Annotated in this window: 10 protein-coding genes; all 10 read right to left on the bottom strand. The window is 35.0% G+C overall.

The genetic code is table 11. From position 1 onward, the window contains the following. Positions 1–6: 6 nt before the first annotated feature. Entirely contained in the window at positions 7–819 is an 813-nt protein-coding gene (map, locus tag KQA_RS0204630) for a type I methionyl aminopeptidase (protein ID WP_010178588.1), read from the bottom strand. Positions 820–1,055: 236 nt separating this feature from the next. Next, entirely contained in the window at positions 1,056–1,688 is a 633-nt protein-coding gene (locus tag KQA_RS0204625; protein ID WP_010178586.1) for an outer membrane beta-barrel protein, read from the bottom strand. 141 nt (positions 1,689–1,829) lie between these two features. Continuing rightward, positions 1,830–3,344 carry a 2,3-bisphosphoglycerate-independent phosphoglycerate mutase gene (gpmI, locus tag KQA_RS0204620; protein WP_010178584.1) on the bottom strand — a complete coding sequence of 505 codons (1,515 nt, stop codon included), beginning with the start codon at positions 3,342–3,344 and terminating at the stop codon, positions 1,830–1,832. Between the two features lie 158 nt (positions 3,345–3,502). After that, positions 3,503–4,270 (bottom strand): M48 family metalloprotease, encoded by a 768-nt coding sequence (locus tag KQA_RS0204615; protein WP_010178582.1) that lies wholly within the window; start codon positions 4,268–4,270, stop codon positions 3,503–3,505. A 6-nt stretch (positions 4,271–4,276) separates the two neighbouring features. After that, positions 4,277–4,873 (bottom strand): CAP domain-containing protein, encoded by a 597-nt coding sequence (locus KQA_RS0204610; protein ID WP_010178581.1) that lies wholly within the window; start codon positions 4,871–4,873, stop codon positions 4,277–4,279. A gap of 35 nt (positions 4,874–4,908) precedes the next feature. Next, entirely contained in the window at positions 4,909–5,646 is a 738-nt protein-coding gene (locus KQA_RS0204605) for a M15 family metallopeptidase (RefSeq protein WP_010178579.1), read from the bottom strand. Then, complete coding sequence (locus tag KQA_RS0204600; protein WP_010178577.1) at positions 5,633–6,871, bottom strand: gliding motility-associated C-terminal domain-containing protein; 1,239 nt, start codon at positions 6,869–6,871, stop codon at positions 5,633–5,635. The genes KQA_RS0204605 and KQA_RS0204600 overlap by 14 nt, the downstream gene beginning before the upstream one ends. 157 nt (positions 6,872–7,028) lie before the next feature. Further along, positions 7,029–11,192: a beta strand repeat-containing protein gene (locus KQA_RS0204595; protein ID WP_232285854.1), complete on the bottom strand. Its 4,164-nt coding sequence runs from the start codon at positions 11,190–11,192 to the stop codon at positions 7,029–7,031. A gap of 63 nt (positions 11,193–11,255) precedes the next feature. Next, positions 11,256–11,915, bottom strand: coding sequence for a hypothetical protein (locus KQA_RS0204590; protein WP_040396091.1), 660 nt, complete (start codon positions 11,913–11,915; stop codon positions 11,256–11,258). A gap of 51 nt (positions 11,916–11,966) precedes the next feature. After that, positions 11,967–13,116: hypothetical protein (locus KQA_RS19480; protein ID WP_010178571.1), on the bottom strand; the 1,150-nt coding region annotated here is incomplete at its 5' end.

Below are 13,116 nucleotides of genomic sequence, written 5' to 3'. Positions count from 1 at the left end.
GGCTATCTAGTTAGCCGTTTTTTTATAAGGAGCCTCTTCATCAGTTTTAATTCCTAATACATCATGTACATAATCAAATGTAGAAAGAATTTCTGGAGCGCCATTAATAATAGCCACATCGTGTTCAAAATGAGCACTTGGTTTTCCGTCGGCAGTTAAAATAGTCCAGCCATCCTTAAGCTGCTTTATGTTTTTTGTTCCCATATTGGTCATAGGTTCAATGGCAACGACCATTCCTTCGGCAAATTTTTTACCTCGACCTCTACGTCCATAGTTAGGCATTTCGGGTTCTTCATGCATAATACGACCTAAGCCATGTCCCACTAATTCGCGTACAACTCCATAACCAGCGTCTTCAGTAAATTTTTGTATGGCGTAGCCTACATCTCCAACACGGTTATTTACTCTAAATTGTTCTATACCTACATAGAGTGATGCTCGAGTAACATCTAATAAACGTTGTACATCGTCAGTTATTTTGCCAACAGCAAAGGTGTACGCATGATCACCATAAAATCCATTTTTTAAGGCTCCGCAGTCTATTGAAATAATATCACCTTCTTTTAAAGGCTCATTATTAGGAATACCATGAACCACTTGAGCGTTAGGACTCATGCAAAGTGTATTCGGAAAATCATAGAGTCCTAAAAATCCAGGTTCAGCACCTTCGGCTCTAATAAAGTCTTCTGCTAATTTATCTAAATAAAGTGTAGTAACCCCAGGTTTTACTTCTGCGGCAAGCATCCCCAAAGTTTTTGATACAATAAGCGCACTCTCTCTCATTAATTCAATTTCTTCGCGTGTTTTTAAATGTATCATAAATTAGTGATTTTAGAAAAGCGCAAATATACAAATTACTTATTTTCTACTATTCAAAATAGCTTGACTAAAATTAATTTATGATGTTTTTAAGTTTATTTAGATTAGTGTTCTTTAAAGATTCAGGATGACTTTGTTTCAAGAAAGATAAACCAAGATTAGATTTATGAATATTGAAAATAAAACTTTTTCCTTTTTTGAATTTTTAAAGTAACTTTTATCAAAAGAATTTAATCTCAAGCTTTATTTTTCCATTTACCACCACCAATATAAAAACCTAGAGCAAGGTTCAAATAAGAATTTTTTGATTTGCCAATAATATCACCGTTTAAATTATTGAGTTTAGAATCCGGAATTAGATGATAGCTAGCCTCTAAACGTAATTTGTGCCATTCGAAACCGGCACGTAGCATGCCACTAAATTTATCATCTATATTAATTTCATTTTCCTTCTTTTTATCTGACCTTCCTTTTTTTAGATCATAGCTATATTCTGTAACTGTTATGGCATTTATTCCAAAGCCTCCACCTAAATAAGGAGCAAATGAGGAGCCTCCTTTATTAAAATAATAGTCATAGGTAGCAAGTAATGGGATGGTTAAGCCTACAGTAAAAAATCCCTCTTGATTATCGGTAGTTGATTTGGATGTATTAAACAGTAAAACTGCGCCATATCGGATTCCGATATTCATATTTTTTTTTAGGTTATACTTAAATTCAAAGTTGGAACCATACCCAAAGTTTTGATTTTTAAAATCAGTTAAAGTAGCATAGGATACATCCATACCAAATCTAACTTTTCCTTTTTTTTGAGCAAAACAGCTTAATCCCATTATTAGCATTATACTAAGTACTAAAATTTTTTTCATAATTTATTTTCTTAGTAAAACAACTTTATGTGGCCTGACCCTAATTTTTTCTAAGGAAAATTTATAATTGTATATGAGTTAAAATAAAAATGGTACCTGAAAACTCAGGTACCATTTTTTTAATTATAAAATTAATTCGTTTTATACTAGCGGAAAGCGGGTCATAGCTTCGGGTTGTTCCACGCCAATTAGTTTTAAGATTGTTGGCGCCATATCACCTAAAACTCCATCCTTAATTTCTTTTAATTCGTTATCAATTAAAATTACAGGGACCGGATTGGTTGTATGAGCTGTATGTGGGCTTCCATCTGGATTCATCATAGTTTCGCAGTTACCGTGATCGGCAATAAGTAAGGTCGTATATCCATTTTCTAAGCCAGTTTCAATAACTTGCTTAGCACACTCATCAACAGCTTCACAAGCTTTAATGGCAGCTTCCATTATACCAGTATGTCCTACCATATCACCATTGGCAAAGTTTAAGCACACAAAATCAGCCTCTCCTTTTTTTAAGTCTTCAACTAGAGCGTCTGTTAACTCATAAGCACTCATTTCTGGCTTTAAGTCGTAGGTAGCTACTTTTGGCGAATTTTTAAGAATACGGCTTTCTCCTTCAAAAGGAGCTTCCTGTCCACCCGAGAAAAAGAAAGTTACGTGAGGGTATTTTTCTGTTTCTGCAATACGGATTTGCTTTTTTCCAGCATTCGCTAAAACCTCTCCTAGGGTTTCAGTAATATTATCTTTATTAAAAATGACTTTAATTCCATTAAAACTATCATCATAGTTGGTCATGGTTACGTAATACAAGTCTAATTTTTTAGTTTCTTGTTCTGGGAAATCATTTTGCGATAACATATTAGTTAATTCGCGTCCACGATCGGTTCTGAAGTTAAAAAAGATCACAACATCACCTTCTTCAACTTTAGCTATAGGATTTCCATTTTTTGTAGCAACCAATGGTTTTGTAAACTCATCAGTGATATCGTTAGCATAGTTTTCGTTTAATGAAGCAACTACATCATTAGTTTCGATCCCCTTATTATTCACAATAACATCATATGCTAGTTTAACACGCTCCCAACGATTATCTCGGTCCATGGCATAATAGCGTCCAGTAAGGGTTGCAATTTCGCCAGTAGTAGCCTGCATATGGTTTTGTAAATCGGAAACAAATCCAGCACCTGCTTTTGGGTCAACATCACGTCCATCGGTAAACCCATGTACAAAAACATCGGTTAAACCTTTGTTATTCGCAGCAGTTAATAAACCTTTTAAGTGATTAATATGGGAGTGTACTCCGCCATCACTTAATAAACCTAATAAATGTACTTTTTTGTTGTTTGCTTTCGCGAAGTCAAACGCATCGTTAAGTACAACTTCGTCTTTTAAAGTATTATTTTTAATTGCTAAATTGATACGTGTCAATTCTTGATAAACGATACGACCAGCACCAAGATTCATGTGTCCAACCTCACTGTTTCCCATTTGTCCTTCGGGAAGCCCAACATTTAAACCATCGGTACGTAAAGCAGCATTTGGGTATTTGTTGTAAAGTGAATCAATATAAGGAGTTTTTGCATTATCAATAGCAGAAACTTTAGGATCGGGAGATGTTCCCCAACCGTCAAGAATCATTAAAATAACTTTCTTATTCATGTCTTGGTTTATTTGTTTTGAGTTGCAAATATAGCATAAATGCACTCAAAATAACTAAGTATTTTTAGGCTAGAATATTATGAAAAGTATAGGTTTACATTAAATGAAACTATAGTGATTACTTAGGATGTAAATGATTTTTAATATATAAATGGGGTTTAATGCTGTCTGTATTTAGCAATGGCTTCTCTAATATGTTCAATACGATTTTCGGGATCGGGATGTGAGCTTTGAAATTCTGGAGTTCTGTTGGGACCCGCAGCTGCTTTTAAAATTTTCATAACACCAATCATTTCTTCGGGGTTATAACCTGCATTAATCATGAAAAGTACCCCTAGTTCGTCACTTTCTAATTCATCGCCACGCCCATTTTTTAATAATGTGGATTGCCCATATTGATTCACTAGACCTCCTGCATCTACACCAACGGATGCTCCCGCAGAAACGGTTTTCCAAAATTCACTATCGGCAATACGTTCGGCAGAGTGGCGACCTAACACATGACCAATTTCGTGCCCTAGTACACCAGCTACTTGATCTTCATTTTCTAAACGAGAGAGTAGGCCATAGGTCATAAATATTTGACCACCCGGTAACGCAAATGCGTTTATCGATCGATCATCTCTTAGTAAATGAAATTCATATTTATAGGGAGTGTCCCTAGCCATACTTGAATTAACTAGTTTATCACCAACGGCGTCAATAAGTGATTGTAATTTAGTATCGGGATGTAAACCACCATGTTGTTGCGCCATTTGAGGAGCACTTTGGATGCCAATAGCAATTTCTTGCTGTGGATCCATGCTGATGTTTTGGACTCTATTAGTATAAGGATTTACTGTTTTGTTACTGCATTTTTTTATAAAAGCAAATGCAACGATAACTACCCCTATGAGCAACCTAAACTTAAGTCCGCCTCTACGCATGATTGTTTATTTAAATAATATATGTGTAAAATACAAAACTCCTTGATCGTTTGCAATTGTTCCAATACCAGATTTAGTGAAATCTCCTTCTAAATTTTTGCGATGTCCTTCACTGCCAATCCAACCATCTACAACAGCTTTAGCGGTTCTGTAGCCAAAGGCTACGTTTTCGGCATAGGAAGTAACATTTTCATTATTGAATAATATATTAGATCTTTCACTACCATTATCATGGTTTATATCATTAAGGTTTACTTGATATTGTGAATGATTTAAGGCTTCAATTTTTGCGGTATTGTTATCAATTAAGGGACCTAAGTTTTTTGTAGAGCGGTATTGGTTAACTAATACTAAAATTTGATCACTAATACTTTTTTGGTCTTTATTTAATAATGCAGTTATTTCATTTTGGGCTACGGGAGTAACATTTGTTGAGGTGACAGTATTAATAGTAAGTGGCATGTCATTAATTTGACCTTCGTCCTTTAATTCATTAAGCACATCATCTAAACTTTTATCTGTAATTTCTTCTTTTTCGCATGAAGTAAATAATAAACAAGTGGTAATTATACCAACTAGGCTGATAGATTTAAATAAATTCATAATGTAGGTTATTTTGGGTGCTACAATATATGAATTTACTGTGATATTAAAGTAGGATTAATCTCTAAAATATTACAATTAATATAGTTAATAATGAATTTTGACGATAAATAAGTGCTTCCTAGCGTTTTTTTATGGTCTAATTTGCTAATGGTATTATAGGTCAAATATTCCGATAACATTTTTTTTGATGTTGCGACATAGCTGTAATGCCAAGGTTCGTATTTAAAACCTTTTCTACCGGCTGTATTGGTGTAAACTAATTCAAAACCATAGTTATGGGCATGTGCGTCCATCCATTTTTTTAAAGGATAAAAAGGCTGATGCTGTTCAAAGTTACGAGCATTTAATAATGATGAAGGAGGATTGGGAATATCCAACACAATATCAATATCCGTTCCCCAATGATGGCGAGAAGTTCCTGGTAGGGTTGAGTATTCTATGATTTTGTTTATAGCTTCTTCTGGCGAAAGCCCTTTAGCTGTGTATTTTTTGTATTTTCTATTCCAAATTTGTTGCTGCCTTTCAAAACTTCTAAAACTTGAAACAATTTTAAGTTGAATTCCTTCTAGAGCAGCAGCTTTTTGCATTTTAATGAATGCGTCAAAGACTTCTTCTCTTAATGAAAAAGGATTGTTGGCATTGGCTGGTTTTTGTATACCTGCCAATTCGTTATGCGTAAAAGGTATTTGTTGTCCAAATATAGATATGACTAAAAAAAATAGTATAGTTGAAAATACCGTTTTAATATGTGGATTTTTATCTGTTAACATATAAATAGCCAGATTTACATTTACGTCCACCTTGTGGGCCAACTTCGTAATCTAATATATAATAATATGTACCCACAGGGAGTAGTTCGTTGGGTTTAATAGTAGCTCGGCCATTTGATTTTCCTGTAAATACATCAAAACTACCAAATTCACTATTGCCAGTTCCTTGAGGGTCAGGATCATTGTAGCCATCCTTTGAATAAACAACAACTCCCCAACGATTAAATATTTTTAAGGTATTGTTTGGGTATTTGTTAATTCCTTGAATTTTAAAGTAATCGTTTTCTCCGTTTTCATCACTAGAAACCGCATTAAAAAAGACAAGTTCTTCATTAGAATCAAGTATTTCTGTCCCGGCAATGGTGAGTACCTCATAATCATCGGGATTAAAAAAGCCAGAAGTGATTTTACCATTTAAAATATCACCACTGGTATTGGCATTACCTAAGTTGACCCATTGTTCTTCTTCTTTACTCCATCCTACAACAATGAGTTCAGTGATGTCATTATCAACAACAAGGTCACTAATATTACTCATAGGGTCCCAGGTTAATGTAGCTCTGGTAGTTTTGTTTCCATCTAAATCCCAAAACTCCACAGGACTTACAAAGGCAATCTCATTTTCTTTTTGACTACGATCAAAATTTGTAGGAAATGTTGAAGGCGTATCTGGGTTTTCGAAAAAATAGCCAGCCTTTGAGGTGTTTTCAGCAGCAGTGGCTTGTACCGAAATTGGGCGAAGTCTAAAAGCATCCCCAACAGGGAATAAGTATTGATCATTACCTGTGTAACTGGTATAACCATCAACATGAGTGTCATCACCTTCGTTTACATAAAGGTCAGTATTTACTAAATCAAGTGATGTTTCAGGGGAACTTCTTGGTGTAACCACATTTCCATTAACAAAAAATACACCGGTGGTTACTATAGTATTTATTTCAAGGTTGATATTTTGATTAACATCAACAATTAAGTTGGCAAATTCTGGAGCGTTATTACCTGAAATTGTTAGCGGGTTATCATTGTTGTAAAAACCTACCTCGCTAGTGTCTCCATTTTCGGTAAATTCACCGTCATTGATTAAGTTGCCATAAATTCCTATCTGGTTATCTGAATGTGAGCGTATAGAACTATTCTCGTGATTTTTAATATCACAGGTGACTTGAGCTATTCCGCTTAACGCAGAAAACAGCACTAACAAAAAAGGAAAGTAAATTGTTTTCATAGTTAATTATTTTAAATATTCCAGAGGGTCATTTGATTTCCCTTTGTTTCTGTTAGTTAATACTTGTTTAAAATGGATTACCCATTTACTTACAAAATTATTTTTAAGTGATACATTTAATGTTACTATTATTAATAGTCACAAGTATAATGCCATTTTAATTTGGTCTGACCCTATAGGTAATTCTTCTGTTTGTAATCACACTTGCAGCTGCTAATACTTTTTTTCTGGAAAATTCAGAAGTAGTATTAGCTACAGTAGCTGTTGCTGTAATTAAGTTTCCAGTAACGGGAAGGTTTGCACTTAAAGTTACTGTGATGTTAAATCTGTTGGTTGTATCTGTATTTCCATCGGCATCAATATAATTGGATGTTGTTGAGTCTATATCTAAAGTGCTGCCTTCGGTAACAGATGTTAAATATAGTTGTCCTTCGCCATAGTCATCCGAAAATCCAGGGAGTTGGTTATCCCCTTGAGTTGCCGTTCCTAGTTGAACATCTGTAAGGAAAATTTCTAATATAGCACCGGGTCTTGACCAGCCCGAGACTTTTAAGATGTTTCCACTGATTGTTGCCGTTTCAAATATTGGAAAGTTTAGGAGTCCATTAGGACCATTATCACTATCATTTGTGTCATTAATTGTTATGCTATCACCAGCGCGTCCCGTATTAACATCTAAGTCAATACCCAAGGCTTGTCCACTAGTTCCATTGGCAAAAATAGAGTTTTGACTAATCAAATTACCCGATGTATTACCACCTCCTAAAACAATTCCAGCTCCACCGTTGTTATTTATGATATTGTTTCGAATTATAGAGTTGCTTCCATTTAAAACGATACCAGCATTTTCGACCACACCATTACATATTCCTCCATTTTGTCCGGATTCTCTTATGGTGTTTTCTTCAATGATTATGTTTCCTGTAGTCAAACCAGCAGCATCAATTCCTAAGGCGGCAGATTTTTCGATGAGGTTGTTTCGAATAATAACTCCAGAGGAGCTTCCTTGTATTCGTATATTATCCCAGCAACTGGCATTACCATTTTCGGTAATATGATTGTTTTGAATTAGAGTTGAATTTCCTCCATTAATAAAAACCCCTCTATTTGTGTTAGTTGCTATGTAATTATTAGAAACTATTGTACTGGTATTAGTCCCTTCGATTTCAACACCGCGATCTATATTTCCAGCATTATTACCAAGAGCATTTACTCCTATTAGATTTTCTGTAATAGTTATTTCTCCCGAAAGGGGCATAATACCACTATTATCATCTGCATAAATAGCTAAATTACGAATAACGACGCCTGTACTTTGCGATCTGAATACATCACCATTATTTTGGTGGACTTGGATTTCAGGTAGATTATAGTTTGGGAGTAATGTCCCCAAGCGACCTACAGTAGTTCCGCCTGCACCTACAGTTCCTGTATTGGTGTTTCCAGAATATGCAGTTTGAGTCCTTCCATCAATATGGGTGTTGGTTCCAGTTATAATGGGTAAATCTGTACTATCTGTAATAAAAATATCAAAATAGCCACTAGCATTAAAATTTGGATCAGTAGGCCTATTAAAAGGGTCAGTAGATGTTGGAATCATAAAAATAGAAGTATCCACGCCAGCAGATGGGTTCAGTGATGAATCATTAGGGTGTGCTTCAATATCTAAACCTGTTTCACCTAATTCATTTGAATGTATAATGAATTGAGCCAATGATCCTTGACCACTTTCATTGGTGTTTACGATAGTGTTGAAATTAAAACCGAAGTCAAGTCCAATAACTCCTTCATTTTCTATGGATACATTGGATATAGTCTGAGATCCAGGAAGGGTTACTGTGGCTGTCGGATCAGTTAGCGAAGGATTAGTTCCTCCTATTTCATCTGTGATGTTCGCAAATTGATTGGTAGTTGTGCTATAATTTTTTCTAAAGGTTTGTATGGGTATACAAGTTGTACAGGTACTTCCTCCGGGTCTTGTTGATCTAACAGAATTATTATTAACTTTTATTTGATAATTTCCATTTGGCATTCCTCCAAATGAGTATTCTCCCGATGCATCTGTTGTGGTTGCCTCTTCTAAAACAAATGTTCCAGAATCTAAAGGAAATTCTCTAAAAAGTTCAACGGTAGCATTTTCGATTTCTGCCCCATTTGCAGTGGCTATATCTCTACCATTTCCACCTCCATAATTTATATCCTCAAATACAGTACCTACAATTAAGTTACTAGGTACTTTTAGCAGTACGGCATTAAGTAGTACAAAATCATCACCTACAGTAACATTAGTAGTAGCTGTTGTTTCTCCTTGATTTATAAAAGATGAAATATCAAATGTATCTAAGTCAATTCCATAGGTGTTACTTGAGTTAACAATAGGGGAGTCGGTATTGTCATATATAGTAGCATTAAAAGGATTGTTTGTAGTTCCTGTATTACTTCCGTCTCCATTTAAAATATTGGTTCCAGTAGTAGTTGTAAGACTAAGTAATTCACCAGTTCCTAACCCATCATCACCTTCCCAAGATAAAATAGATGTTTTGGCTTCAGTAGAACCAATTGCAAAAAAACCATCTAAGGTAAAGCTTTGAGTATTATTAATCTCTCCATCAAAACCTTGATAAAAATTAATACTTGATGATATCAGGTTTGGGTCTTCGTATATTATAAACAATGACCAACCACCTAATGTCGTATTAAAGGTACAATGGTTTCCTGTGTTGTCAATGTTCAAATCGGTGACATCAAATGTATTGGTATTTATATTAGCTAAAGGAATACTATTAATAATATCAGTCACGTCGGCAAGCATGGAATGGAATTCTCGTCCAGCATCAAATGTTGCTCTGTTGATAAAATCTGCTGTAACTTGTTGGTTTTCAAAAGTTACAATATCGTCTGGAGTGGATCCTGAATGAGTCCAAATTAAAAAAGCACTTTCAATGGTAGCTGTAGCAGTTATATCTGAGGTTAGTTGATTTGAAGAAGTATTTGTTATAGAGCATGTATCGGTTCCACTATTTCTAAAAGTTCCTCCAGTAGAGGTGTAATCAAAATTACCATTAAATTCTTGAAACAGTGTTAAGGGGACATCAGTAGGTAATGCAGGATCAGTATCGGTTATAGTAACTGTTCCGTTAACTAAAGCAATAGAGGTGTTACTAATATTACTAAGATTAACAAAAAATGTTTCATCAGCTTCACCGTATGAATTGTCAATTATAGGGACAGAAATAGTTAGTGTTTCTGGATTTCCTGAAAAATTAAGAGTTCCCGAGGTAGCGGTATAATCCGATAATTCTAAAGCTGTATTTTCAAAAGTAGTATAATCCACAGAAAAAGGACCTGGAGCATTACTTGCAATAGAAATATCAATCAAAGCATTACCTACACTTTCATCTACTGAAATGTTCTGAACACTTAAAATTAGAGGATCATTAGCACTTATTGTACCTTGCCCTTGATTGTCTATTATTGTTATAGAAGGATCACTGGCACTAATAAGATTTACAAAAAAGTTTTCAATTCCTTCTGGTATGGTATCATCAATAATAGGAATAGAAATAGTTCTAGTTTGTGGTCCAATTATACCATCAAAATTTATAGAGCCTCCAGTTGTAGCGTCATAATCATCGGGGCTTATAGCAGAGCCATTACTGGTATTATAAGTAACATTAAAACCACCAGTTATTGCAGGACCTGTATACGTCACTGTAAAATCTATGGTGCCTGCATCTTCATTTACGGTTGCAGGATCGTTAATTGTTATTTCTGGAATTAATGGAATATCTGTTGTTATTACCAAATTATCAATAATTGCAAATTCACCAAATTCAAAACCAGTCCCAAATCCGTCTAAAGATTGGAATCTAATAATAGTATTGGCAGATATAAAAGGGGATATATCTATATTTTCGGTACCCGTATTGGTGCCTATTATTGTACCTGGATTTAGTATGGTAAATGAAGCTCCATTATTATTAGAGATAGCAATTTCTAATTCTTCAGCAGGAGTAGTACCATCAAAAAAAAATCCTAGATTATTAGATTGCCAGTTAAATGATAAAGTAGCCGTAGTTGCTCCAGTAAGATCAACAGTTCGTTGTATTCCTTCGTTTGGATCACCAACAAATGCTAGGTTATTTGGTCCTAAGCCTACATCTCCGATAAAAATAAACACTTCTCCTGTTGTCGGACTTCCATCATCATTAAATTCAATCCAGTTAGTTGACCATGTACCTACTAGGCCATCATTTCGATTATATTCTTGAGTTGTAAAGTTATCGGCAAAGGTAACTTGACTATAAGATTTTTTGAACATACTAATGAATAGTATGCCTATGAAAAAAATCTGTATAGTTTTTAATAGTTTCATGCACAATAGTTATTTTACAACAAATACGACATTAATCAACGAATTAAAATCGGTAGGTTGTCCAACAATAGTGTAAGTCATTATTCCAGTATCACCATCAATACTAATATTTGAAAAAACTGAAGGATCTGCAAAAGTAACGTAATAGTATAACTCATCAACATTATAAATGGGTATGTCTGGAGCAGCTACGCCAGCAATGGTTGAACGGATAATACCTGCTCCTGAATGTTGGGCTACGTATTGATCGTATAAATTCAGGGTAAAGGTTCCATTTATAGATGCATCTATTTGTACGGAAGGAGGATAAAATACTCTTCCGTTTTTAGAAGTGATAGGAGTAATGGCTTGAATTACTTCTTGTATATCAGTTTCATTTGAGGCATTAGGGTCAGTAGGTAAATTGTTAACATCAATAGGTGTTCGTAATTCTACTTCATCATCAAATTGATCATCTGTTCCTGTATCAGCAATCCAATTTGTTCCATCAAATCTATAAATACGATCATCGGAAGTAACATAAACAATATTACCTTCATTAGGAGTACCAGTTATATCAGTAAGATTTGTAACAGTGGGTAAGCCCATTGTAGCATTCGCATCAAGGGTTTGAGATATCAAACTTGATGTAAATAATGAAGTGATTAATATATACAGTAAAACTCTCATTTGTATTGGGGTATTGTAAATAATTTCAGCTAACTATATTTTTTAGCTAATTTAAGGTAAAAGATAATAAGTTACACATCCACATCCTGGGCCAGATCCTAATCCACCTGTAGGGGTAGGAGCAGGAGGGTCAGCTGTTATTTGTCTAAACCCTGCATTTCCTGAGATAGGGCTTGTACTTGTGAACAAATAATCAAAAGTACCATCACCGTTATCGGATTCAACAACAGTATGATCACCTAAATTTAAGTTGTTTAAAGTATAAGGAACATTATCAAGTAGTATTTCATAATTCTGTCCTACTGCTGGATCAGGCCCATTAAATCCAAGCCTCCATGGTTCAGTCGCTCCAGTATCTTGTAATTGAGTTCCAGTAAAAGATGTTGTTACTGTTCCTGTAGGTGCGGCTGGGTTTGAAGCAGGCATTGATGGCAAAGGTAATTTTGTGACAGTAAACATGAATTCTAAATCAATATCTGTTTTTGGATTAGTACCATTATCGCTGTCTCCAATATTAACTTTAAAACCTCCATCTTGAATATCGTAATAACTAATTCCAGGATCATCATAGTTTGAACCTCCAACAGGTGGGCAATTTCCTCCGCAATCCATAGGTGTTAATTGTACTATGTAGTTGCTCGAAGGGATAGAAGTATCAAAAGTGATTTGATAGTCACCAGTTGAATTCGGATCAGTAGATACTTTTTCAACTGTAGCACCATATATTGTAATAGGAGTACCATCACCATTAACTCTACCTAAAGCACAAACAACAGGTATGTTTAAGAAGGCACCACCATCACTACCCACTGAAATATTATTTTGCGTATCAGTACTAACTACGTTTGCAGTTTGATCTGTTCCTTCTTCGTTTGTATATGTGATTATTCCTGTAGTATTATTTTGATTTAGGTTTGTAGTTGTTTCTAAATCGCCATCTATACCGCTAGCACCAGTAGGACCCGTTGCTCCCGTTAATCCAGTAACACCTGTTAATCCAGTCACACCGGTAAGTCCAGTAACGCCTGTTAATCCAGTAACACCAGTAAGCCCAGTCACACCTGTTAATCCAGTAACACCAGTAAGCCCAGTAACGCCTGTTAATCCAGTAACACCAGTAAGTCCAGTAACACCTGTTAATCCAGTAACACCTGTTAATCCAGTAACACCAGTAAGCCCAGTAACACCTGTTAATCCAGTT

The sequence above is a fragment of the Aquimarina agarilytica ZC1 genome (assembly GCF_000255455.1).
GTDB classification, from domain to species: Bacteria; Bacteroidota; Bacteroidia; order Flavobacteriales; family Flavobacteriaceae; genus Aquimarina; species Aquimarina agarilytica.
The sequence above is the reverse complement of the archived record's forward strand: the minus strand, read 5'-3'. Positions and strand labels throughout refer to the sequence as shown.